Consider the following 24135-nt stretch of genomic DNA (forward strand, 5'->3'; position numbering starts at 1 on the left):
GCTATCGGCCGGCGGCCGACAGCACCGCCCGGCGAGCCAGCACGGCCGCCAGCTGGCGCCGGTACTCCGGGTCGCCGTTGAGGTCGGTCGGCGGTGCCGTGCCTTCGGCCACGCCGGTCAGGGCGGCGGCGACGGAGTCCGCGTCGGCGCGTACGCCAGCCAGCGCCTGTTCCGCCGCGCGGGCGCGGATCGGCGTCGAGCCCATATTGGTCAGCGCGATCCTCGCCTCGGCGATGCTGTCGCCGTCGGTCCGGACCGTGGCTGCGACGCCGACGATCGCCCACTGTTGGGACACCCGGACGAACTTCTCGTACGCCGAACCCCAGCCGGTGTGCTTGGGCACCCGGATGTCGGTCAGGATCTCGTCCTCGCCGAGTGCGGTGGTGAAGATGTCGGTGAAGAAGTCAGCTGCCGCCACCGTGCGTCGGCCGCCCGGACCGGCAAGGGTGAGCACGGCGTCCAGCGCCAGGACGGGCGCGGGGATGTCGCTCGCGGGGTCGGCGTGGGCGCAGGCCCCGCCGAGGGTGCCGCGATGCCGGACCTGCGGATCGGCCACCGTGGCGACGCACTCGGCGAGCAGCGAGGCGTGCTCGCGCACCAGCGGATCGGCGACGACCTCGAAGTGCGGCGTCATCGCGCCGATCACGATCGCGTCGCCGTCGTCCCGGACGCCGCGCAGGCTGTCGATCTTGGCCAGGTCGATCAACAGCTCGGGTGCGGCCAGCCGGAGCTTGAGCACCGGGAGCAGGCTCTGGCCGCCGGCGATGATCTTGGCGTCGTCGCCGCCCTGGGAGAGCAGGGTCAGCGCCTCGTCCACCGTGGCAGGGGCGACGTAGTCGAACGCGGCCGGGATCATGCGGCACCGCCTTCGGAGTCGAAATGAGGTTGAGCTTCGGTCGGCGTCGGCGCGGTAGCACCGTGGATCGCCTTCCAGACCCGCATCGGCGAGCAGGGCATCACGATGTCGGTCACGCCGAGGGGCCGCAGTGCGTCCAGGACTCCGTTCACGATCGCCGGCGTCGACGCGATCGCACCGGCCTCGCCGACGCCCTTCGCACCGAGGTCGTTGGTCAGCGCCGGGGTGGTGGTCCGATCGGTGACGAAGTCGATCAGATCGGCCGCCGACGGGACCAGATAGTCCACGAACGATCCGGTGGTGAGCGTCCCGTTGTCGTCGTAGACGGCCTCCTCGAACAGCGCCTGGGCGATGCCCTGGGCCAGGCCGCCGTGCACCTGACCCTCGACGATCAGCGGGTTGACCACGTTCCCGACGTCGTCGACCGCGACGTACTTGCGGATCGACACCTGGCCGGTTTCGGTGTCGACCTCGATCGCCGCCAGGTGGGTGCCGTGCGGGAAGGACCAGTCGACCGGGTCGTACGCTGCCGAGGAGTCCAGGTTGGGTTCGACCCCGTCCGGTAGGTCGTGTGCCTGCAGGGTGGCGAACGCGATCTCGGCCAGCGCCTTGCCCTGATCGGTGCCCTTGACCCGGAACTGACCGCCGCTGAACTCGAGGTCGTCGGGGTTCGCCTCCAGCATGTGGGCGGCGATCGGCTTCGCCTTCTCGATCACCTTCTCGGCTGCCTTCAACACCGCCATGCCGCCGACCACCAGCGACCGCGATCCGTACGTGTCCAGGCCGCGCTGGGAGACCTGGGTGTCCCCGTGCAGCACCTCGATGTCCTCGAACGGGATGCCGAGCTTGTCGGCCACGATCTGGCTGACCGTGGTCTCGTGCCCCTGGCCGTGCGGGCTCGTGCCGGCCACTACCTCCACCTTGCCGGTCGGCAGCATCCGCACCTGGGCGTGCTCCCAGCCGCCGGCCAGGTAGTTCAGGTTGCCCAGCACCCGCGACGGCGCCAGCCCGCACGCCTCGGTATAGGTGGAGACCCCGATTCCCAGCTGGACCGGATCCTTCCGGGCCCGCCGCTCGGCCTGCTCGGCCCGCAACGCGTCGTAGCCGAACAGCTCCTTGGCCTTGTCCGTGGCCGCGGCGTAGTCGCCCGAGTCGTAGGTCATCCCGCCCACGGTTCGGAACGGGAACTCCGACGCCTCGATCCAGTTCTTGGCGCGCACCTCCAGCGGGTCCATCTCCAGCTCCGCGGCGAGGTCGTTCATCAGCCGCTCGATCGCGAACGTCGCCTCCGGACGCCCCGCCCCGCGATAGGCGTCGGTGCGCACCGTGTTGGTGAACACGTTGGTGGTCTCGAACCGGTAGGCGTTGAACTTGTAGATCCCGTTGAACATGTTGGCGCCGAGGATCGGGATGGCCGGCCCGACGATGCCCATGTACGCGCCCATGTTCGCGAGCAGGTCGACGTGGAGGGCGGTGACCTTGCCCTCCTTCGTGGCGGCCAGGGTGAGCCGCTGCACCTGATCGCGACCGTGGTGGGCGACCTGGAGCGATTCGCTCCGGGTCTCGGTGTACTTGACCGGCTTGCCGAGTCGCTTCGCGATCGCGAAGGTGACGAACTCCTCCGGCGTGACCTGTAGCTTGCCGCCGAAGCCGCCGCCGACATCGGGGGCGATCACCCGCACTTTGCTCTCCGGCGTCCCGGTCGCGAGCGCGACGAAGATGCGCAGGAAGTGCGGCACCTGAGTCGCGGACCAGAACACGTACTGCTCGCCGGTGGGGTCCACCAGCAACGAGCGAGGCTCCATGAAGGCCGGGATCAGCCGCTGCTGTCGAAACGTCCGCTGCAGCACGATGCCGTCGGCTCGCGCCTTGTCGATCTCCTCCTCGACGTTGCCGCCGGTGCCGTGCTCGGCGGAGTCGTAGACCCAGTGGGTCGACACGTTGGTGCCGAAGTCCTCGTGCACGTACGGCCCGCCCGCGGCCGCGGTCTCGAGATCGAGCACCACCGGCAGGTCGTCGTACTCCACGTCGACGCCTTCGCTCGCGTCCCGGGCGGCCGCCGCGCTGCGGGCCACCACCACCGCGACGATCTCGCCGGCGAAGTTGACCTCCTCCGCGGCGACCGGCTTGTATTCCGGCACCTTGTCCTCGGCGGTCAGCGGCCAGGCGCAGGGCAGCGCGCCGACGTCGGCGAGATCCGCACCGGTGTAGACGGCGACCACGCCCGGCGCCCCCTTGGCCTCGCTGACGTCGATCGAGGTGATCTTGGCATGGGCCAGCGGGCTGCGGACCATGGCGAGGTGCAGCATCCCGGGCACGGACAGGTTGTCGGTGTAGCGGGAGCGGCCGGTGATCAGCCGCCGGTCCTCCTTGCGCAGCCGACCGCGGCCGACCTCGGCGGGCGGGCGCTCGTCGACGGCGGTCATCGGGCGCTCCCCGCTGCCTGGCGGACGGCCTTGACGATGTTCTGGTAGCCGGTGCAGCGGCAGAGGTTTCCCTCCAGCCCGTCCCGGATCTCCTCGTCGGAGGGGTCGGGGTTCTCGCGCAGCAGGCAGACCGACTGCATGATCATCCCGGGCGTACAGAATCCGCACTGCAGACCGTGGTTCTCGTAGAACGCCTGCTGCATCGGGTGCAGGTCACCGTCGACGGCGAGGCCCTCGATCGTGGTCACCTCGGCACCGTCGGCCTGCACGGCGAGCACCGTGCACGACTTCACGCTCAGCCCGTTCAGCAGCACGGTGCAGGCACCGCAGCTGGTGGTGTCGCAACCCACCAGCGTGCCGGTCTTGCCCAGGTTCTCCCGCAGATGTTGCACCAGCAGCGTTCTGGGCTCCACCTCGTCCTCGTAGGTGACCCCGTCGACAGCTACCGAAATCCGCATGCCCCACCCGCTTCCGAACCCACTGTCGCCACGGAGCGCGGGAATGCGCGGCTGGCTGGCGACGTCGCCGGCCTGTTACAGCGTCAATCTAGCCCGACCGAGATGATCATGCAGCCCCGGTGGATTATCCCGGGGGGCGAACCTCCGAGGCCACGTGGTGGATGCGGCCGGTCACCTCGGTCAGCCGGCTGCCGTTCCCGCCCCAGCGCTGCCCGACGATCTCGGCGGCGATCGAGACCGCCGTCTCCTCCGGGGTCCGGGCGCCGAGATCCAGGCCGATCGGGCTGGACAGCCGGGCCAGCTCCTGCTCGGTGAGCCCGGCCTCGCGCAGCCGCTGCAGCCGCTCGTCGTGGGTCCGCCGCGAGCCCATGGCTCCGACGTAGCCGACCTCGGGCAGGCGGAGCGCTATCTCGAGCACCGGTACGTCGAACTTGGGGTCGTGGGTGAGCACACAGATGACGGTCCGGGCGTCGATCCGGCCCGCCTCGATCTCGGCCGCCAGATAGCGGTGCGGCCAGTCCACCACCACCTCGTCCACCTCGGGGAACCTCGCCCGGGTCGCGAACACCGGACGAGCGTCGCAGACCGTCACCCGATAGCCGAGGAACGTCCCGAGCCGGGCCACCGCCGCGGCGAAGTCGATCGCACCGAAGACCAGCATCCGCGGCCGGGGTGCGTAGCTGGCGGCGAACACCCGCATCCCGGCACCACGCCGCTGCCCGTCCGGGCCGTACGTGAGCAGCTCGGTCTTGCCCGCCGCCAGCAATCCGCGGACGTCGTCGGCCACAGCGGCGTCGGCGCGCGGGCTGCCCATCGTGCCCTGCGGCGCGGAGTCCTCGGCCGGCCTGATGATCATCCGCGCGCCCAGCCGGGCGGGGTCGGGATGATCGACGACCGTGGCCACGGCCACCGGACGGGAGCCGTCGATGTCGGCCGCGACCTCGGCCAGCTGCGGGAACGTCTGACGCGAGACCGGCTCGACGAACACGTCCAGGATCCCGCCACAGGTGAGGCCGACCGCGAACGCGTCGTTGTCGCTCACCCCGTAGCGCTGCAGCACCGGCCGGCCCGACCGGACGACCTCCTGCGCCAGCTGGTAGACGGCGGACTCGACGCAGCCGCCGGACACCGAGCCGACGGCGGTGTCGTCCGGGCCGACCAACATCGCGGCCCCGGGCTGCCGCGGCGCGGAGCTCCAGGTGCCGACCACGGTCGCCAGCCCGATCGCGTCGCCACCTTTCCACCATCCGACCAGGTCCGGCAGCACGTCACGCATCGGCAAGCACCCCCAAGAGCTCGGCGAAAGCGGCCAGGGAGTGCCCGGCCACCAGTGCGTCCAGATGGGGCAGGCAGGCCCGGATCCCGGCCTGGATCGGAGCGTACCCCGGCTTTCCCCGATGCGGGTTCATCCAGATCACGGCGTGCGCGATCAGCCGCAGCCGGCGCAGCTGCTCGCCGAGCAGCTCCGGGTCGCCGCGCTCCCACCCGTCGCTCGCGATCACCACGACCGCGTTGCGGGCCATCCCCCGCCGCCCCCACCGGTCGGCGAACGCGCCGATCACCTCGCCGAGCCGGGTGCCGCCCGACCAGTCCGGGACGAGCCGCCCGGCCGCGGTCAGCGCGTCGTCCGGCCGCCGCAAGCTGAGCGCGGTAGTGACCCGGGTCAACCGGGTGCCGATGGTGAACACCTCGGCCTGTCCCGGCAGCGCCCTGACGATCCGGTGCGCCAGCCGGAGCAATGCGTCGGCATAGGGCTCCATCGACCCGGAGACATCGACCAGCAGCACGATCCGGCGGGGCCGTGGGGCCGGCCGCCGATAGCGGAGCCGGGCCGGCTCGCCCGCGGCCCGGAGCTGGGCCCGCAGGGTCCGCCGCAGATCGATCGCGCCGCGTCGGTACGGCCTGCGGCGCATCGAGCGGCGTACCGGCGGCACCACCACGAGGGTCTCGAACAGCTGCGCCAGCCAGACCCGCTCCGGCTCGGTCAGCTCGGCGACGTCGCGGTGACGTAGTCGCTCCGCGTCGCTCGCCCGGGCCAGCAGGGCGTCCGCGGGCTCCGCGCCCGACGACATCTCCAGGCCGCCGGCAGTTCGCGGTCGCGACGCAGTGGAGGCCGGTTGGGCGGGCCTGACGTCGCCGGGCAGCTCGGAGAACCAGGCCGCGAACGCCCGATCGTAGAGCTCGTTGTCGTCGGGCGAGCAGCACAGCGTCGCCCGGCCGGCCCAGTACGTCGCCGTCCGGTCGTCCAGGCCGACCAGCGATACCGCCTGCAGGAAGCCGCTGGTCCGATCGGGGGTCACTGCCATTCCGGCTCTCCGCAGCGCCGCGGCGAAGCCGACCAGCAGCTCCTCCGGCGCCCGGGACCCCGCAGCGTCGGGCACCGCTAGCCCGCCAGGATGGCCGCCAGCGCGCGGCGGGTGCGCTCGGCGTCCTCGCGGTACTTCAGCACCGCACCGAGCGTCTCGGCCGCGGCGGCGACGTCGAGCTCGGTGCGCCCGAGGTGGTGCAGCGCGCGCGCCCAGTCCAAGCTCTCGGCCACCCCCGGCGGCTTCAGGATGCCGTCGCTGTGCCGGATCCGCTGCACCGCCGCCGCCACCTGGGCCGCCAGCCGGGGGCTGACCTCGGGCAGCCGGGTCCGGATGATCTCGATCTCGCGGTCCAGCGTCGGATGGTCGATCCAGTGATAGAGGCAGCGGCGCTTCAGCGCGTCGTGCAGCTCTCGGGTCCGGTTGGAGGTGAGCACCACCGCGGGAGGGACGGCCGCCCGCACCTCGCCGTACTCGGGAATGGTGACGGCGAACGTGGACAGCACTTCCAGCAGGAACGCCTCGAACTCGTCGTCGGCCCGGTCGATCTCGTCGATCAGCAGCACGGAGTTCGGCGTCCGGAGGGCCCTCAGGATCGGCCGCTCCAGCAGGAACCGCTCGTGAAAGAGCGACTCCTCCAGCGAGGACTCCTGAGCCTCCGTGCCGGTCGACGCCTCGACCACTCGGATGTGCAGGATCTGCCGGGCGAAATCCCAGTCGTACAAGGCCTGGCTGGCGTCGATCCCCTCGTAGCACTGGAGTCTGATCAAGGTCGCGCCGGTCGCCGCCGCCCAGGCCTCGGCGAGCGAGGTCTTGCCGGTCCCCGGCTCGCCCTCGAGCAGCAGGGGCCGGCTCATCGTCGCCGCCAGATACACGACCGTCGACAGCCCCTCGCCGGGCAGGTAGCCGGTGCTGCGGAGCGCCTCGTCGACACCCGCCGGTCCGGCCGGGGCGGAACTCACCACGATGTCGTCACGCCCGTCCCCTCCCCGCCGGCCACGCTGGACTCGGTCGCCGGACCGGCATCACTCGTCGCGATCCCGGCCGGTGGCCAGGTCCCCACATTCCACACCATCGAACCCGTGTCGGGCGAGGTAGTCGCCGGCACCACGATCCCCGGCGAGCTCGGCGACGACGGACGGCAGATGGTCCCGGCCGAGCAGGACGGGGTGTCCCGGGCGGCCACCGTACGTCGCCCGGGCCAGCACGCCGGTATCGGCCGGCGCCCGGTCCAGGACTCTGCGCACCACCGGCACCGAGACGTCCGGGAGGTCGACCAGGTGCACCAACGCCGCCCGCCACGGCCGAGCGCCGACGGTGACGAGGCCGGTCCGGAGCGAGGCTCCCATGCCCGACTCCCAGTCCGTTGCGACCGCGACGGTGACGCGCCGGTCGGACTCCGCGTCGTCGATGATCGCCAGGGCCTGCTCGGCCGCGCAGCCGAGTACCACCAGCACGGCCGCGCATCCGCCGTCGAGGAGAACCGCGATCGAGCGCAGCAGCCAGAACGTCCCGCCGGGGTCGACGCGGAGCGCCTTGGGGCCACCGGCGCGCCGGCCCGCACCGGCCGCCAGCAGCACGCCGACCACCTCGCCGGAGTCCTGATCGCCAGTGGGGCCGGAGCCGTTGGGATGCTCGAGCGGCGCGGTACTCATCCAGACGATGGTGAGCCGACCACGCGGGAACGGCAAGCGGTGGAGGCGCGCATGTCGGTGCCCTCGGCCAGAATGAGCGGCATGCAGCTACCCGTGATGCCGCCGGTCGCACCGATGCTGGCGAAGGCCGTGCCGCAGATCCCGACCGGTGAGCTCTCCTACGAGCCGAAATGGGACGGGTTCCGCTCGATCGTGTTCCGCGACGGCGACGAGGTGGAGATCGGCTCGCGCAACGAGAAGCCGATGACCCGGTACTTCCCCGAGGTGGTCGAGTCGATCAAGGCGAACCTGCCGGAGCGCTGCGTGATCGACGGCGAGATCGTCGTGGTGGTCGGCGACCGGCTGGAGTTCGAGGTGCTGCAACAGCGGATCCATCCGGCCGCCAGCCGGGTCAAGCTGCTCAGCGAGACCACCCCGGCCCGGTTCATCGCGTTCGACCTGCTGGCCCTGGACGACGAGGACTTCACGAAGCGGCCGTTCGCCGAACGCCGGGCGGCGCTGGAACGGGCGATGAGCGCGGCCCGGGAACCGATCCACCTGACGCCGACCACCCGCGACCCGGCCGAGGCCCAGGACTGGTTCTCCCAGTTCGAGGGGGCCGGGCTGGACGGCGTGGTCGCCAAGCCGCTCGCGGGGACCTACCAGCCGGACAAGCGGGTGATGTTCAAGATCAAGCACCAGCGGACCGCGGACTGCGTGGTGGCCGGCTATCGGGTGCACAAGAGCGGTCCGGACGCGATCGGCTCGCTGCTGCTGGGGCTCTACAACGACGCGGGCGAGCTGGCCTCGGTCGGGGTGATCGGTGCCTTCCCGGCAGCCCGGCGCAAGGAACTGTTCGCCGAGTTGCAGCCGCTGGTCACCACGTTCGACGACCACCCGTGGGCCTGGGCGGGACAGCTGGCCGAGCCGGAGGGGCGGGCCCGGACCCCGCGCAGTTCGGAATACAGCCGGTGGAACGTCGGCAAGGACCTGTCCTTCGTGCCGCTGCGGCCCGACCTGGTGGTCGAGGTGCGCTACGAGCACATGGAGGGGACCCGATTCCGGCACACCGCCCAGTTCAACCGGTGGCGGCCGGATCGGGATCCGCGCTCGTGCACGTACGAGCAGCTGGAGGAGCCGGTGCGCTACGACCTGGCCGACATCCTCTCCGCACCGAACTAGCGGCACTTCTGCCGGGTGGTGGGGGTACGTCAGGGCGTGGTCGGGCGTTCCGAGCGGAGCCTGCGGAGCGAGGAGGGCGGGACGTACCCCCAGCACCCGGCAGAAGCCCACTGACTCAGCCCGGTCTGCTCTCCAGCGACTCGCGGGACTTGGCGATGGCGAAGCCCCAACCCTGGGCCAGCGTCGGCTTGGGCGGCACCGCGACCTCGTCCGGGTTGGTCACGACGTCCAGCAGGACCGGCCCGGCGGTCGCGAAGGCCCAGTCGACGGCCTCGTCCAGCCGGTCGGGCTCGGTCACCCGCCGGCTGGTCAGGCCCATCGCGGTCGCCACCGCGGACAGGTCCGGGTTGTCCAGCTCGGTGCCGAACTCGGGCAGTCCGCCCTGCTCCTGCTCCAGCTTGACCATCCCGAGCCGGCCGTTGTCGAAGACGATGATCTTCACTGGCAGCCGGTAGCTGACGGCCGTCCGCAGGTCGCCGAGCAGCATCATCAGGCCGCCGTCGCCGCTGAACGAGACCACGGTTCGGTCGCGGTCCAGCGCCTGGGCGCCGAGCGCCATCGGCAGCGCGTCGGCCATCGAGCCGAGGTTGAAGGAGCCGACGAGGCGGCGGGTGCCACGCATCGCCACGTAGCGGGCCAGCCAGGCCGTCGACATCCCGGTGTCGGCGGTGAAGATCGTGGAGTCGGGCGCGATCCGGTCGACCGCGGCGGCCACCGCTTCGGGCCGGATCCCTTCGGACGGGTTGTCGAAGACGGCCCGGACCTTGCCCACGAGCGTGTCGTCGTGATCGGGGTTCAGCAGCGACTGCTGGCGCTCGTGCCACTCCCGGAACGCCTTGGTCGCCCGCTCCAGGTGCGACCGCTCCTCGCGCCGGGTCAGTCGCGGCACCAGCGCGCACAGGGTCGCCGTCGCGTCCCCCACCAGGGCATGGCTCACCGGCGTGCGTCGGCCGATGTGCTCGCCGCGAGCGTCGAGCTGGATCACGGTCTTCCCGCTCGGATACCAGTCTCGGTAGGGAAAGTCGCTGCCGAGCACCACCAGCACGTCGCAGGAGTCCATCGCCTTCGCCGCGGCAGGGTTGCCGATCAGTCCCGACTGGCCGACCTGGAACGGGTTGTCGCGCTCGAGGCCCTCCTTCGCCTTGAGCGTGAGCACCATCGGCGCGCCCAGGATGTCGGCCAGCGCGAGCACCTGCTCGCGGGCGCCGAGCGCCCCGTGGCCGACCAGCAGGGTGACGTCACCGGTGTCCAGCGCCTGCACGGCGGCGCTCAGCTGGTCCTCCGGCGCCGCGGCCGGCACCGAGCGGGGGGCGAAGCTGGGCAGTGGCGTATGCCGCGGCAGGTCGAGCTCACCGACGTCGCCGGGCAGGGTGAGCACGGCGACGCCGCGCAGTGCGTACGCAGCGTTCACCGCCTGCTCCAGCAGGTGCGGCAGCTGCGATGGCGACATCAGCGTGTGCGCGAACACGGACACGTCCGCGAACAGGATGTCGTTGTCGACCTCCTGGAAGAAGTCGGTGCCGATCTCCCCGCTCGGCACCTGGCCGCAGATCGCCAGCACCGGAGCGTGGGACTTCTTCGCGTCGTACAGGCCGTTCAGCAGGTGGATCGAGCCCGGCCCGACCGTACCCATGCAGACCCCGACGGTGCCGCTCAGCTGGGCCTGGGCGCTGACGGCGAAGGCCGCGGCCTCCTCGTGCCGCACCCCGATCCACTCGATCCGGCCGTCCGCCCGGATCGCGTCGGTCAGCGAGTTCAGCGCGTCGCCGACCACGCCCCACACCTGCCGAACGCCGTGCTCGGCCAACGCTCCGACGATCAGTTCTGCCACCTTCACGGCAGCACCTCCCCGTTCTCGATGCCTTCGGCCCCGCGCACCGCCGTGGGTCCGAAATGGTCCGCACTGGCCGCGGCCCACTCCGCCGCCCAGGTGGCCGGCGGGTCGGACAGCAGTTCCCCCGGGCCGAGCCACTCGTACAGCTCGGCGTAGGAATGCGTCCGCGTGGCCGTGACGTTGCGGCGCAGGTGGTGCGGCGTGAGGTCCGCCGGAGTCCGGCACCCCATCGCGGCCATGATCTTGACCGCCCCGGCGACGGTGCCCTGCTGGTATCGGTAGACGCGCTCGCTCTTGTCGGGCACGTTCAGGGCGCGGGCCCGGCGCGCGTTCTGCGTCGCGACGCCGCTCGGACACTTGTCGGTGTTGCAGCGCTGTGCCTGGATGCAGCCGGCCGCCATCATCATCGCCCGTGCCGCATTGGTGTAGTCCGCACCCTGGATCAGTCGCTTGACGATGTCGTTCGCGGCCGCGACCTTGCCGCTCGCGCCGATCCTGATCCGGTCGCGCAAGCCGGTGCCGACCAGTGCGTTGTGCATGGTCATCAGGCCGTGCGTGAGCGGCGTCCCGACGTGGTCCTCGAACTCCAGCGGCGCCGCACCGGTGCCGCCCTCCGAGCCGTCCACGATGATGAAGTCCGGCGTGGTGCCGACCTCGAGCATCGCCTTGCAGATGGCCAGCACATCGGTCCGCGAGCCGACGCAGAGCTTGAAGCCGGCCGGCTTGCCACCGGCCAGCTCGCGCATCCGGGCGATGAACTCGATCAGCTCGACCGGGGTGGAGAAGACCCTGTGCGACGACGGGCTGACGCACTTCTCCCCCATCGGCACGCCGCGGATGTCGGCGATCTCCTTGGTCACCTTCGGGCCCGGCAGCACGCCGCCGATCCCGGGCTTGGCGCCCTGGCTGAGCTTCAACGACACGGTCTTGACCGCGTCGTGGGCCGCCTTCTCGGCGAACAGGTCCGGGTCGAACCCACCGTCCTTCGTCCGGGCGCCGAAGTAGCCGGTCCCCAGCTCCCAGACGATGTCCCCGCCGTTCTCCAGGTGGTAGTCCGACAGCCCACCCTCGCCGGTGTCGTGGGCGAACCCGCCCTTGGCCGCCCCGGCGTTCAGGGCCCGGATCGCGTTCGCCGACAGCGCGCCGAAGCTCATCCCGGACACGTTCAGCAGCGCCATCGAATACGGCCGGGAACAGTCCGGGCCGCCGATCATGATCCTGGGTGGGTCCTTCGGCTCCGGCACCGGCGCAACGGAGTGGACGAGATACTCATACCCCACCTCGTTGACGTCCCGTTCGGTGCCGAAGGGCTTCTCGCCGTGGATGCCCTTCGCTCGCTCGTAGATGATCGAGCGGGTGTTCCGGTCGTACGGCCGGCCGTCCCAGTCTCGCTCGATGAAGTACTGCTGCAGCTCCGGCCGGACGTCCTCCAGCAGATAGCGCAGGTGCCCGACCACGGGATACCTGCGAAGGATCGTGTGCTTGCGCTGCAACAGGTCCCAGGCCGCCAGCCCGGTGACCCCGGCCGCCGCGGCGACCCCGGCCCAGCCCAATGCCCGGCTTTGCTCAGACTCCATTCCGACTCCTCCACCCCTCCCGAGGCCCGGCGGACCCCATCTCGACCTACCCAGCGCGGGCACGTCGAGACAGCTAGCCGGGCTATCGGTCGGCGTTGGCGGGCTCGGAGCGGTGCTCGGATCCGTTCGGCGCGGTCCAGCCGTGCTGGGTCTGCGGCCTCGCGAAGAACGCCGCGGCCACGGCGCCGACCAGGACGACCACTGCGGGCAGCACGATCGCCTGGGCCATCGCGGTCGCGAAGCCGGCGTGCAGGAACTCGGGCAGGCCCTGCTCGCCGAACTGTGCCGTGCTCGCACTGCCGCCGCCCGGCCGTTTCGGCAGCTCGGCGGCCAGCCGGGCCTGGATCAGTGCGGCGATCGACGCCGAGCCGAGAACGCTGCCGACCTGCCGGGTGGTGTTGTAGACGCCCGAGCCGGCACCGGCCTGCCGCGGCGGGAGGTTGCGCGTGGTGGCGTTGGCGATTGGCGCCCAGACGAACGCGTTCGAGAAGCCCATCAGCGCGGCGGGCAGCAGCAGCCACAGCACGCCGGCCTGCTCGTTGATCAGCCAGGCGTACCAGAACAGGGCCGCGGACAGCAGCACGACGCCCATCACGGCGAACCAGCGCGGGTTGTACTTGTCGATCAACCGGCCGCTGACCGGGGCGAGCACCAGCGCGAGGACCGCGGTCGGCACCATGATCAAAGCCGACTGGGTGGGCGTCAGACCCCGGACCAGCTGGACGTAGAAGATGATCGGCAGCGACATGCTGGCCACGGTGAAGCCCACGGCGGTGATCGCCACGTTGCCGAGCGAGAAGTTGCGGTCGGCGAACAGGGCCAGCGGCAGCAGCGGTTCACCCTTCTGGAACCGCTGCCAGAGCAGGAACGCGACGAGCACGACGATGCCGGTGATGATCAGGCCCCAGACCGTGATGGGGCCGACGATCGTGCCCCAGTCGTACGTCTCCCCCTCCTGGATCCCGAACACCAGCAGGAACATGCCGATCGCGGACAGCGCCACGCCGAGGAGATCGAAGCGGTGCGCGTTGGTCGGCAGCACCGGGACGAACCGCGACGCCAGCACGAAGCCGACGATGCCGACCGGGACGTTGACGAAGAAGATCCACTCCCAGCCGAGGCCGTCGACCAGCAGGCCACCGGCAATCGGCCCGACCAGCATGGCGACGCCGGCGGTCGAGCCCCAGATCGCCATCGCCGCGCCGCGCCGGTTCGGCGGGAAGATCCTGGTGATCACCGCCATCGTCTGCGGCGTCATGAACGAGGCGCCGAAGCCCTGCAGGGCCCGGGCGGCGATCAGCAGCCCGATGCTCGGGGCGAGCCCGCAGAGCAGCGAGGCGATGGTGAAGACCGCCAGCCCGCCGAGGAACATCCGGCGCGGCCCGAACCGGTCGCCCAGCCGGCCCGTGATCAACAACGGAACGGCGTACGCCAGCAGGTAGGCGCTGGTCACCCAGATCACCTGGTCGATGCCGGCGTCGAGGCCCTTCATGATCGCCGGGTTGGCGACCGAGACGATGGTCGAGTCGACCAGGATCATGAAGAAGCCGATGACCAGCGACCACAGGGCGGCCCAGGGTCGGTCGACGGCCGGGGCCTGATGGTGGACGGTGCTCATGGCTGTTCCTTCTGGTGGTGATGAGTCTGTGGATTCGAGGGGTCCTCCGGCCAGGTCAGCTCGCCGGACTCGAGCCGCGCCACCGTCCGCTCCAGCCAGCGCACCTCGGCGGCCAGCACGTCGCGCAGGTAGGTCAGATCCAGCCAGTAGGCCTCGGGTAGCCCCTGCGCCGTCACCGACTCGAGCCCGGCCTCGTAGGAGGCCAGGTCGCCCCGCACCCGGAACAACCGGCGGCGGAGCAGATCGGCCAGCACGGCGGGCTCCACGATGTCCGCCTCGGTCAGCGCCAGCGGGAACGCCGGATACTCCTCCTCGGGGATCGACAGCAGCCCGATCAGCTGCTCGCGGAGCACGTCGCGGCCTTCGTCGGTGATCTCGTAGCTGGTCCGCTCCGGCCGGTTCCCCTCCCGCTCGGTGCCGATCGCCCGGACCAGGTCGTCGTCGGCCAGCCGGGCGACGGTGTGGTACAGCGAACCGGGCCGTACCTTCACCACCCGGTCGACGTGTCGAGACAGCAGGGTCTGGAACATCTCGTACGGATGCATCGGACGCTCGGTCAGCAACGCGAGCGCCGCGATCCCCAGCGGCGTCAGCTTGACCTTCCGGATCCGCATCTTCATGACAGGCTACTCCTCAACGATTATTCCAGCTGGAATATACCGCGTGAAGCATGCAGAGACCAAATGCAGCTCGTGCTTCTCTCGCAAGACCGAAGTGGCCGTCTCCGTCGAGGCGGGCTACCTGGCGGCGCCGCCGGCCTCCGTGCCGCGTCGCCGGTGGATTCAGACCCGCGGCACCAGGATCTGGGCGAGGAACGCGCCGTACAGCCATTCGCAGAACCGCTCCGGCGCCCAACCCGCCTCGACCACCAGCCGGTGATACAGCGCCGGATCGACGAGCACCCAGAACACGGCGGCGGCCTCGTCGGGGGTCAGCTCCGGCCGCAGCACGCCTTTGCCCAGCAGGTCGCGGACCGGCCCGTCCCGCATGCCGTCCAGCCGCTCCCGCTCCCAGCGCCGGTAGAGCTCGCGGGCCTCGTCGTCCACCTCGGCGGCCCCGCGCAGCGCCAGCCACAGCGCGCTGACCCGGCCGCCCGTCTCGGTGACGAAGGCGGCATACAGCCGGAGCTGTTCGTACGGATCCGGCTCCGCGATGACCGCCCGGAGGCCCTCGCGGTCGATCATGGCGACCGGCTCGTCGTCGCCTGCCATCGCGTAGTCGTAGGCCAGCTTGAGCAGCGCGACCTTGCCGCCGACCGAGGTGAACACCGTCTTGCGACTGACCCCCGCCTCCTCGGCGATGGCGTCGACGGTCGTCGCGGCGAACCCCTGGCGGGCAAACAGCCGGCCGGCCGCGGCCACGATCTCGCGCCGCGTTCGGCGGGCCTGCTGCTCACGCAGGCTGCTGACGTACGTCCGCTTCTTGCCGTCTTCGATCATTTGGAGTTACTCTCAGTGTCATGAACTCACCTTGAGTGTGTTCATATTGACCCTAGCAGGAGGCGGCGATGCACATCGTCATCATCGGGTCCGGCCCGGTCGGGATGACCGCCGGGCTGCTGCTCGCCCGGGCGGGCCACCGGATCACCCTCGTCGACCGGGACGCGGGCCCCGTCGCCGGTGACGACTGGGAACGGGTCGGGGTGATGCAGTTCCGGCTCCCGCACGGGTTCCGGAGCCAGTGCCGGACCCTGCTGCGCGATCGGCTACCGGACGTGTACGAGGCCATCGTGGACGCCGGTGCCGTCGTCGTCGCGCCGCCGGGCGCCCCCGACGACGCGGCCATGCTCAGCGTGCGCCGCTCGGTGCTGGAGCGGTCGATCTGGGAGTCCGCCTCCCGCGAACCGGGCATCAGTCGCGTGGTCGGGCACGTCGATCGGGTCGAGGTCGTCGACGGCCGGGCGGTCGGGATCGTGGTCGACGCCCGCTTCCTCGCGGCCGATCTGATGGTCGACGCGAGCGGACGGGCCGGGCGGCTCAGCGCGCCGCACCGGCCGATCCGGCGCCGGGTGGACTGCGGCATGGCGTACGCGGCCCGGCTGTATCGGCTCCGCCCGGGCGCAGAGCCCGGACCCGGGGCCGAGTTCGTGTTCAACGCCCAGCACCGCGGATTCCTCATCCTGGTCTTCCCGCACGACCACGGCACCTTCACCGTGTTGTTCGTCCGGCCGAGTGAGGACCGGGAACTCGCCATGCTGCGCGACGCCGGCGCGTTCGAGGCGGCCTGCCGGGCCGTGCCGGGGCTGGCCGAGTGGACCGACCCGGAGCGCAGCGAGCCGATCGACAGGGTCCGCGCCGGCGCGGGGCTGACCAACGAGTACGGCCGCCAGCCGACCGTGGCGGCGCTGGTGGCGATCGGCGACGCCGTCTGCACGACGAATCCGGCCGGCGGCCGGGGCACGGCCCTCGGCCTGCAGAGCGCCGCGGCGCTGGCGGACCTGGTCGCGGCGGACGTACCGATCGAGAAGCTGGGCGCCGAGCTGGACCGGTGGGGCGAGGCCGAGCTGCTGCCGTGGTATCTGGACCACGTCGAGTGGGACACCACCCTGTTGGCGAGCTGGGCCGGCCGGCCGGTGGACCCGGACGGGCCGATCGGGCTGGAGGTGCTGGTGGCGGCGGCACGGGACCGGCACCCGGAGTGGATGGCGACGCTGAACCTGTTCTTCGGAATGGCGGTCAAGCCGGCGGCGCTGGCGCCGCTGCGCGACGAGGTGCGTGCGATGGTGCGCGCCGGCTGGCAGCCCGCCGAACCGGACGGACCGACCCGCGACGAACTGGCCGCGCTGATCCGGGCGCAACTCGAGCAGCCGATCCCGGCCTGACCCGGCGAGTTGTCAGGTTCTCAGCGTGCTATGGCTCGCCGAGAACCTGACAACTGGCGGGAATCGCGCTGTGACAGGCTGAGCCCGTGGCTGATCTGCCGGTGCTCGATCCGGTCGAACGGCGGGTGCTCGGGGCCCTGCTGGAGAAGCAACGCACGGTGCCCGACACGTACCCGCTCTCGATGAACGCGCTGCGGACGGCGTGCAACCAGACCACCAGCCGCGACCCGGTCACCAACTACGACGAGGCGACGGTGCTGGACGCGCTGAACCGGCTGCGCGACCGTGAGCTGGTCCGGTTCGTCAAGCCGACCGGCCTGCGGGTGGTGAAATACCACCAGCGGCTGGAGGAGCGGCTCGAGCTGGACGAGGAGCGGGCGGCGCTGCTCACCGTGCTGCTGCTGCGCGGTCCGCAGACCCCCGGCGAGCTGTTCACCCGGGTCGAGCGGATCCTCGTCTACGCCGACAAGGAGGGCGTCGAGGAGGTGCTCCGCGAGATGGCGGCGCTGGACCCGCCGCTGGTCGCCGAGCTCGATCGCCAGCCCGGGCAGCGGGACCGCCGGTGGACCCAGCTGCTGGGCGCCGAGCCGGTCGAGGCCGCCGCGCCCGAACCGGCCGTCGACCGGGAGCAGGTGCTGGCCGGCGGTGCCGTGGTGCGGGACCGCAAGGTGGTGGCGGAGTACGACCGGTTGGCCGAGACGTACGCCGTCGCGCTCGGCGACGAGCTGGACGAGAAGCCGTTCGATCGGTGGTTCCTGGACCGGCTGGCCGCCGACGCCGGCGACGGTCAGGGCCTCGACGTCGGCTGCGGTCCGGGGCAGGTTGCCGGCTATCTCGCCGGGCGGGGCACGGCGATGACCGGGCTCGACTTCTCGGCGGCGATGCTCGTCCAGGCGCGCGAGCTGTTCCCCGAGGTGACCTTCAGCCAGGGCAGCTTCACGGTGCCGCCGATGCCGCGCGGCGGCGACCCGCGCGACCCGGGCTGGTCGCTGGTCACCGGGTGGTACGCCTTCGTCCACCTGGCCGCGTCCGAGCTCGGCCCGACGATCAGCGCGCTGACCCGGGTGCTGCGCCGCGGCGGGGTGCTGGCGCTGGCCACCCACGTCGGCAACGCGGTCGAGCATCCCGGCGAGCTGTGGGGTGAGCCGACCGATCTCGACTTCGTGCTGCACGACCGCGACGCGGTGGTGATGGCCGCCGAGGCGGCCGGGCTGACCGACCTCGAGTGGTACGTCCGCAGCCCGCTGCGGACCGAGGCCCAGACCCAGCGCCTGTACCTCCGCGGCTACCGCGCGACCTGAGCTTGACGCGTTTCCGCCGCTCGATCGCCGTTTCGAGGCGAAAAACGACCTGGAAGCCGTTCGAGCGGCAGATTCGCGTCAAACTCGCGACCGGAGGCGCCGGACCGACCAGGCGGGATCGGGGAGAGAATGACCAGATGCTCGTGGCCTTCTCGATAGCTCCCAGCGGTACCGGTGACGCGTCGGTCGGCGACGCCGTCGCCGAGGCCGTCCGGATCGTCCGCGCGTCCGGCCTGCCCAACGAGACCAGCTCGATGTTCACCACGATCGAGGGCGAGTGGGACGAGGTGATGGCGGTGATCAAGGACTGTGTCGACGCGCTGGCCGCCTCCGCGCCGCGGGTGTCGCTGGTGCTCAAGGCCGACATCCGGCCGGGCTACACCGGCCAGCTGAGCGCGAAGGTCCGGCGGGTCGAGGACGCCCTGGCCGGCGGGAACGGCTGAGGGAGATCGGCGAGCCGGCGACGTACGCCTGGGTGGGCGTCTCCGCAGCGCCTCGCTGGCTCGGATCCGTCGCCGCGGCGTCCTAAACTGCTCCGGTGCCGCCCAACTCCGACCCGGTCGTCGCCGCCGACGCGGTCACCGTCCGCTTCGGGTCGACCGAGGTGCTGCGCGGGCTGTCGCTGCGCGCGGATCGAGGACGGGTCACCGCGCTGCTCGGGCCCAACGGGGCCGGCAAGACGACGTTCCTGCGGTGCTGCACCGGGCTGATCGCGCCCAGCGGCGGCTCGCTCCGGGTGCTGGCCGAACGGCCGGGCACCCCGGCGGTGACCGCTCGAGTCGGGTTGATGCCGCAGAGCACCGGCGCCTGGTCCGGAATCAGGGCGGCGGACCTGCTGCGCTACCTCGCCGGGCTGTACGCCCACCCGTTGCCCGTCGAAGCGCTGATCGAGCGGCTCGGCATCGGGACGTACGCGGACATCCCCTACCGGCGGCTCTCGGGCGGCCAGCAGCAGACCGTGAACCTGGCCGGCGCCCTGGTCGGCCGGCCGGAGCTGGTCTTCCTGGACGAGCCGACCGCCGGGCTGGACCCGCACGCCCGACGGACCAGCTGGGACCTGGTCCGCGAACTCCGGGCCTCCGGGGTGAGCGTCGTCCTCACCACCCACGCCATGGACGAGGCCGCCGCGCTCGCGGACGAGGTCGTCATCGTCGACCGCGGACGCGTCGCGGTGAGCGGTACGGTCGCCGACCTGACCGCCGACGGGACCTCGCTGGAGGACGTCTTCCTGCGGCATACCCACGCGGAGGCCGGCCGGTGACCGCGCTCGATCTCAGCCCCGCCCCGGGCGCTGCGCCTGCCGGGCAACGGGTCCGGGTGCACGCCCTGACCGAGGCGAAGCTGTTGGTCCGCAACGGCGAGCAACTGCTGCTGGCACTGGTGATCCCGATCGGGATCCTGGTGCTCGGCCGGATCCTGGGTGGTGCGTTCGGCGAGTTGTCGGTGCTGGCGCCGTCGGTGCTCGCGCTCGCGCTGTGGTCGTCGGCGTTCACGTCCCTGGCGATCGCGACCGGGTTCGAGCGGCGCTACGGCGTGCTGGAACGGCTGGCCGCCACCCCGCTCGGGCGGAGCGGACTGCTGACCGGCAAGGCGATCAGCGTCGGCCTGATTGCGGTCGGCCAGGTGCTCGTCTTGGCCCTGGTCGCGCTCGCCCTCGGTTGGCGGCCCGCGTGGTCGGCCGCGTCGCTGCTGGTCTCGGTCGTTGCGGGCGTGCTCGCCATTGCCTGCTTCGGCGCGCTGGCACTGCTGCTGGCCGGGCGGCTGCGGGCCGAGGCGACCCTCGCGCTGGCGAACGTGATCTATGTCATCGGTCTCGCCGGCGGGGCGTTGCTGCTTCCGGTGAACCGCTATCCGGCGGCCGTCCGGCCGGTGCTGGAGCTGCTGCCGACGGCGGCGCTGGGCGAGACGTTCCGCGCCGGCGCGGTCGGGATCGCGCTCGGCTGGCCGCTGGTCGTGCTGCTGGTCTGGACCGTTCTCGCCGGCGTGGCGGCCCGGAGAGGATTCCGATGGATGTCATGACTGTGTTCGATGGCCGCGCTCCGCGCTCCGCGTCGGCCACGGCCTGCGCGAAGTCTGGCTCCGTCGTCGCGAATTCCGACGACGGAAAGACGTGTCGCCAGAGTTCGCTCCCCACTCCCGAGAGGCTTCGCCCGTGACCCACCCAGCTCTCCGGGTGGTCGGGGCGCCGCGCGCGCTGCGGCGGTGGGCGATCGCCAGCCTGGTGGCCAACATCGCGCTGGTGGTCACCGGCGGCCTGGTCCGGCTCACCGGCTCCGGCCTGGGCTGTCCGACCTGGCCGCGCTGTACGTCCGACTCTTATGTCAGTCATCCGGCCCTCGGCATCCACGGGGCGATCGAGTTCGGCAACCGGATGCTCACCTTCGTGCTGATCGTCATCGCTGTGCTGACCTGGGTCAGCGCCATGCTCTACCGGCCACGGGACCGGCGGCTGCGCTGGCTCACCGCTGGGATGGCGCTCGGCATCCCGGCCCAGGGCGTGGTCGGCGGCATCACGGTGCTGACCAAGCTGAACCCGTTCGTGGTGGCCATCCACCTGCTGCTGTCGTTGGTGCTGGTCGCCCTCGCCGTCTGGCTGGTCCGGCTGACCTGGGCGCTGGGCGCTGCACCGGCATCGCCCTGGGGGGTGCGGTTCGCCCGGATCGCGTTCGTCGGGATGTGGATCGCGGTCTGGCTGGGCACGGTGGTCACCGGCAGCGGCCCGCACGCCGGCGACGAGCACTCGGTCCGGACCGGCTTCGACCCGGCGCTGGTCTCCCACATTCACGCGATCGCTGTCTATCTGACCATCGCGGCCACCTTCGGCGCGGTGTTCGTGGTCCGCAACACCCCGTCGCTGCTGCTGCTCGCGGTCGAGGTGGTGCAGGCCGGGATCGGGCTGAGCCAGTATCACCTCGGGCTGCCGATCGGTCTCGTGCTGCTGCACCTGCTCGGGGCCGCGCTGGCCATCGCAGCGGCGACCAACCTGATGCTGTCGGTCACCGGCCGCGCGGGCGATGACCGCTCCGGATCGGTCCGCCCCGACGCCGTCACCGACACCGTCCCGCGCTGACGCAGGGCCCTGCCCGCCCTCTCCCCCGGCGCCTTCGCCCCCGGCGGCCCTCTCCCCCGCCGCCCGTCCGCCTCGTCACCCGCCCGCCTCGTCACCCGCCCGCCTCCTCACCCGCCCATGGAAACTGTGCGGCTGTTGCGTCGCCGGCCGGCGTGTCGCTGCAACAGCCGCACACTTTCCGCGACCGGGGTGGGTGTTGGGTGGGGCGGTGTCAGGCGAACAGGCGCTGGGTGATCGAGGCCGGGGTGGGCATGGCGGCGATCTCGGCGCGTACGTCCTCCGCGGCTCCGCGGAAGACCGGCTCGTGCAGCAGCCGGTCGACCAGCCCGCGGACTGTCGGCGGGTCGATCGTGGCCGGGTCGTGGGACAGCCCCACGCCGCGGTCCACGACCCGCTGCGCGGACAGCGGGTTGTCGGCGAACGCCGGCAGCACCAGCTGCGGCACGCCGTAGAACAGCGGCGCCGCGGTCGTACCCGATCCGCCGTGGTGCACCAGCACCGCACACCGCGGCAGGAAGGCCGACAGCGGCAGATAGCCCACCGAGCGGACGTTCTCGGGAAGCTGCCCCAGCCCGCTCAGGTCCGCCTTGCCGGCCGCCAGCACCACATCGACGTCGAGGTCGGCGAGCGCCTCCACCACCACTCCGAGACTGCTCGTCCCGCTCACCGACGGGACGACGGTGCCCAGGGTGACTCCGATCATCGGCCGCGGCTGCGGCTCGAGCGCCCAGGCCGGGAGCACGGTCCCGCCGTTATAGGGCACGTACTGCATCGGCCACCACGGAACCTGGTCGACGTCGTCCGGCTGGTCGGCAGCCAGCCCGCCCATGCTCGGGGCGCGCGGGTCGATCCGGGCGACGAGTCGCGGCGGGTCGTCCGGGATGCCCAGCCGGGCGCGGAGCGGTCCAGCGACGTCCTCGCCGCCGAACGGGTTGCCCCGAGCCCGCCAGCCGGCGTCGCGGGAGGACCATCCGACCCGGTTGCCGATCTCGAGCGCAGGCAGACCGAGCACGGAGGCGGTGAGGGTGCCGGTGAGGTGGTCACCGGTGTAGGCGATCAGGTCGGGCTCGAACGCCCGCGCGGCCGCGATGGTCGGCTCGGTCATCACCGCGCAGAACATCGCGAACGGCGGTCGCTGCCGGCTGGCCGCGACGATCTCCGGCGGGGATCCCGCCGGTACCGCATCGGGTCGGCCGATCAGGCCCATCAGCGCGGCCCAGCGCTCCCGGTCCGGATGGACGTCGACGACCGGCAGGCCGGCCTCGGCGCCGACCTCGGCCATTTCGCCGGCGGTGGCGAGCAGCACCTCGTGCCCGGCCGCTCGGGCCGCCCAGATCAGCGGGACGATCGGCAGCATCAGGCCGTACGCCGGCGCCGCCGCGAAGAAGATCCGCACCCGCCCCAGTCTGCCCGCCCGCTCAGCCCGGCTCGCCCGGCCCGCCCTAGTCTCCCCACTCGCTCAGCCCGGCTCGTCCCACTCGGGCCGCCCCGCTCGGCCCGCCGCCCCGGTCTCCTGCCCCGCTCGGCCTGCCTGCCCGCTCGGCCAGCCTGCCCCGCTCGGCCCAGGAAAGTGTGCAGCTGTTGCATGCTTCGCCGGCGTGTCGATGCAACACCTGCACAGTTTCACGTTCCGGGGTCGGAGGTTCCGCGTTCCGGGTCGGGGGGGGTTCCCGTTCCGGGGTCGGGGGGTTTCCCGTTCCGGGGGGCGGGCGATTTCCGTTCCGAGGGGTGGCGGACAACCTGGTCAGAACCGGGTGCGGGTCAGCTCACGGAGGCTCGCGCTCAGCTCGGTCGCGACGATCCAAGGATCGGCGAGCACGTCAGGGTCGGCGACGACGGTGATCCCGAGCGTGCCGGCGTACGACAGGGTGGCGAAGCTGACCGCCACGTTGCCGGGCGCCACCGTGATGGGCACGATGCCGCGCACCGCCGAACCGGCCAGCCGCAGCCGCTCGCCCGGCCCGCGGAGATTGGTCTCGAAGGTGTGGACGAAGCGCTGGTGGTCGATGAAGAGCCGGAACAGACCCACGCGGGCGAGCAGCCGGAAGGCGACGCCGAGCGGGCCGCTGGAGGAGGCCCGCGGGACGCCCCCGATGTCCCGGCCGAGCGACACGATCGCGGCCAGCCGGGCGGCGTCGTCGGTCAGGGTGGGTACGGCGACGGCCCGGACGCCGGTGACGTTGCCGAGCTCACCGGCAGTGGCCGTACGGCGGCCGGAAACCGGCACGGACACGACCAGCCGATCCGGGGTCGGGCCCCGCAGCCCGATGGTCCGCGCCAGCGCGCCGGTGACCGCGGCGAGCACCACGTCGTTCACGGTTCCGCCGGCGAGCCGGGCAGCGGCGACCACCTCCGCGAGCGGCACCTCGGCGACCGCGACCCGGCGCCGCGGGCCGGTCGGGACGTTCAGCCAGGTCCTCGCAGCCAACCGGGGACGTCCGCGGCCGATCAGACCCAGCTCACGCAGACCGGACACGGCGGCGCGCGCACGGGGAGGTCGAGCCGAGGGCCGATCCGGTGGCGAAGCCGCGGGCCGCGTCGGGAAGGGCCGATCAGGTGGGTCGGCGAGCGCCGCCAGAACCGCCAGGCCGCCGAGCCCGTCGGTCAGCACGTGGTGCAGCACGATCACCAACGCGCCGACCGTGCCGTCGTCGCGCAGCACCAGCGTCGCCGACCACACCGGCCGATCGTGGGGTAACCGGCGCGTCGCGAGGTCGGCGGCCAGATCCAGCAGGGCGGCTCGCCCGCCGGGCGACGGCCAGTGAGCGGTTGCCAGCTGCCGGTCGAGATCGAATCGAGCGTCGTCCACCCAGCGCGGCGACCGCGGCCATCCGGGCCGGTCGAGCCGCTGCAGCAGCCGAGGCACCCGTCCGATCCGGTCCAGCAGGAGGCCGGTGATCGTGGCGGGCGACACCGACCCGCAGGGGTCGAGTTCGATCAATGCCGCGATGTTCATCGGTGCCGGACCGCGGTCGGTGGCGAGGACCGTGCGGTCGCCCGGGCCCAGCCGTGTCGTCGCGGGCGCTGTCACGACTCCAGCGGACATCGCGCC

The 24135-nt window shown here is 72.0% G+C and carries 21 protein-coding genes; 7 read left to right on the forward strand and 14 right to left on the reverse strand.

The genetic code is table 11. The features are described 5' to 3' along the window. Position 1: 1 nt before the first annotated feature. The 7 genes from ABD747_RS15745 to ABD747_RS15775 all read right to left on the reverse strand — a co-directional run bounded on the left by ABD747_RS15745 (position 2) and on the right by ABD747_RS15775 (position 7701). Positions 2-856, reverse strand: a complete 855-nt coding sequence (locus ABD747_RS15745; protein WP_344806216.1) for an FAD binding domain-containing protein — start codon at positions 854-856, stop codon at positions 2-4. Continuing rightward, positions 853-3282 carry a xanthine dehydrogenase family protein molybdopterin-binding subunit gene (locus tag ABD747_RS15750; protein ID WP_344806218.1) on the reverse strand — a complete coding sequence of 810 codons (2430 nt, stop codon included), beginning with the start codon at positions 3280-3282 and terminating at the stop codon, positions 853-855. The genes ABD747_RS15745 and ABD747_RS15750 overlap by 4 nt, the downstream gene beginning before the upstream one ends. Beyond that, a complete protein-coding gene (locus tag ABD747_RS15755; protein ID WP_344806220.1) occupies positions 3279-3740 on the reverse strand; it encodes a (2Fe-2S)-binding protein in 462 nt (153 codons plus the stop codon). The genes ABD747_RS15750 and ABD747_RS15755 overlap by 4 nt, the downstream gene beginning before the upstream one ends. 124 nt (positions 3741-3864) lie before the next feature. Continuing rightward, the gene (locus ABD747_RS15760) at positions 3865-5016 is read right to left on the reverse strand and encodes an XdhC/CoxI family protein (protein WP_344806222.1); all 1152 of its coding nucleotides are present in this window, start codon (positions 5014-5016) and stop codon (positions 3865-3867) included. Continuing rightward, positions 5009-6121, reverse strand: coding sequence for a vWA domain-containing protein (locus ABD747_RS15765; protein WP_344806224.1), 1113 nt, complete (start codon positions 6119-6121; stop codon positions 5009-5011). Before ABD747_RS15765 ends, ABD747_RS15760 begins: the two co-directional genes overlap by 8 nt. Before the next feature lie 2 nt (positions 6122-6123). Further along, positions 6124-7008: an AAA family ATPase gene (locus tag ABD747_RS15770; protein ID WP_344806226.1), complete on the reverse strand. Its 885-nt coding sequence runs from the start codon at positions 7006-7008 to the stop codon at positions 6124-6126. Positions 7009-7071: 63 nt separating this feature from the next. Next, positions 7072-7701, reverse strand: coding sequence for a nucleotidyltransferase family protein (locus tag ABD747_RS15775; protein WP_344806228.1), 630 nt, complete (start codon positions 7699-7701; stop codon positions 7072-7074). Positions 7702-7782: 81 nt separating this feature from the next. Here ABD747_RS15775 and ABD747_RS15780 point away from each other — a divergent pair, with 81 nt between their 5' ends. After that, positions 7783-8862 (forward strand): ATP-dependent DNA ligase, encoded by a 1080-nt coding sequence (locus ABD747_RS15780; protein WP_344806230.1) that lies wholly within the window; start codon positions 7783-7785, stop codon positions 8860-8862. Between the two features lie 115 nt (positions 8863-8977). On the opposite strand, the gene ABD747_RS15785 is transcribed toward ABD747_RS15780, so the two are convergent. The 5 genes from ABD747_RS15785 to ABD747_RS15805 all read right to left on the reverse strand — a co-directional run bounded on the left by ABD747_RS15785 (position 8978) and on the right by ABD747_RS15805 (position 15330). After that, positions 8978-10699 carry a thiamine pyrophosphate-dependent enzyme gene (locus ABD747_RS15785; RefSeq protein ID WP_344806232.1) on the reverse strand — a complete coding sequence of 574 codons (1722 nt, stop codon included), beginning with the start codon at positions 10697-10699 and terminating at the stop codon, positions 8978-8980. Beyond that, positions 10696-12273 carry an FMN-binding glutamate synthase family protein gene (locus ABD747_RS15790; RefSeq protein ID WP_344806234.1) on the reverse strand — a complete coding sequence of 526 codons (1578 nt, stop codon included), beginning with the start codon at positions 12271-12273 and terminating at the stop codon, positions 10696-10698. Before ABD747_RS15790 ends, ABD747_RS15785 begins: the two co-directional genes overlap by 4 nt. Before the next feature lie 82 nt (positions 12274-12355). After that, complete coding sequence (locus tag ABD747_RS15795) at positions 12356-13891, reverse strand: DHA2 family efflux MFS transporter permease subunit (RefSeq protein WP_344806236.1); 1536 nt, start codon at positions 13889-13891, stop codon at positions 12356-12358. After that, positions 13888-14511 carry a PadR family transcriptional regulator gene (locus ABD747_RS15800; protein ID WP_344806238.1) on the reverse strand — a complete coding sequence of 208 codons (624 nt, stop codon included), beginning with the start codon at positions 14509-14511 and terminating at the stop codon, positions 13888-13890. The genes ABD747_RS15795 and ABD747_RS15800 overlap by 4 nt, the downstream gene beginning before the upstream one ends. Before the next feature lie 162 nt (positions 14512-14673). Next, complete coding sequence (locus ABD747_RS15805; protein WP_344806240.1) at positions 14674-15330, reverse strand: TetR/AcrR family transcriptional regulator; 657 nt, start codon at positions 15328-15330, stop codon at positions 14674-14676. 68 nt (positions 15331-15398) lie between these two features. Between ABD747_RS15805 and ABD747_RS15810 the strand changes: the two genes are divergently transcribed. The 6 genes from ABD747_RS15810 (at position 15399) to ABD747_RS15835 (ending at position 21083) form a co-directional block, all read left to right on the forward strand. Continuing rightward, positions 15399-16712, forward strand: a complete 1314-nt coding sequence (locus ABD747_RS15810) for an FAD-dependent oxidoreductase (RefSeq protein ID WP_344806242.1) — start codon at positions 15399-15401, stop codon at positions 16710-16712. Positions 16713-16798: 86 nt separating this feature from the next. After that, positions 16799-18013 (forward strand): DUF480 domain-containing protein, encoded by a 1215-nt coding sequence (locus ABD747_RS15815; RefSeq protein ID WP_344806244.1) that lies wholly within the window; start codon positions 16799-16801, stop codon positions 18011-18013. Between the two features lie 137 nt (positions 18014-18150). Beyond that, positions 18151-18456: an MTH1187 family thiamine-binding protein gene (locus tag ABD747_RS15820; RefSeq protein WP_344806246.1), complete on the forward strand. Its 306-nt coding sequence runs from the start codon at positions 18151-18153 to the stop codon at positions 18454-18456. 95 nt (positions 18457-18551) lie between these two features. Then, positions 18552-19274: an ABC transporter ATP-binding protein gene (locus ABD747_RS15825; protein ID WP_425562543.1), complete on the forward strand. Its 723-nt coding sequence runs from the start codon at positions 18552-18554 to the stop codon at positions 19272-19274. Next, a complete protein-coding gene (locus ABD747_RS15830; protein ID WP_344806248.1) occupies positions 19271-20032 on the forward strand; it encodes an ABC transporter permease in 762 nt (253 codons plus the stop codon). The genes ABD747_RS15825 and ABD747_RS15830 overlap by 4 nt, the downstream gene beginning before the upstream one ends. A gap of 133 nt (positions 20033-20165) precedes the next feature. Next, on the forward strand, positions 20166-21083 hold the full coding sequence (locus ABD747_RS15835; protein WP_344806250.1) for a COX15/CtaA family protein: 918 nt from the start codon (positions 20166-20168) through the stop codon (positions 21081-21083). Positions 21084-21294: 211 nt separating this feature from the next. On the opposite strand, the gene ABD747_RS15840 is transcribed toward ABD747_RS15835, so the two are convergent. Both ABD747_RS15840 and ABD747_RS15845 read right to left on the reverse strand, forming a co-directional pair. Then, complete coding sequence (locus tag ABD747_RS15840; RefSeq protein WP_344806252.1) at positions 21295-22479, reverse strand: glycosyltransferase; 1185 nt, start codon at positions 22477-22479, stop codon at positions 21295-21297. A gap of 348 nt (positions 22480-22827) precedes the next feature. Next, positions 22828-24114 (reverse strand): wax ester/triacylglycerol synthase domain-containing protein, encoded by a 1287-nt coding sequence (locus ABD747_RS15845; protein WP_344806254.1) that lies wholly within the window; start codon positions 24112-24114, stop codon positions 22828-22830. Positions 24115-24135: the final 21 nt, after the last annotated feature.

This window comes from Microlunatus ginsengisoli (assembly GCF_039537205.1).
GTDB lineage: Bacteria > Actinomycetota > Actinomycetes > Propionibacteriales > Propionibacteriaceae > Microlunatus > Microlunatus ginsengisoli.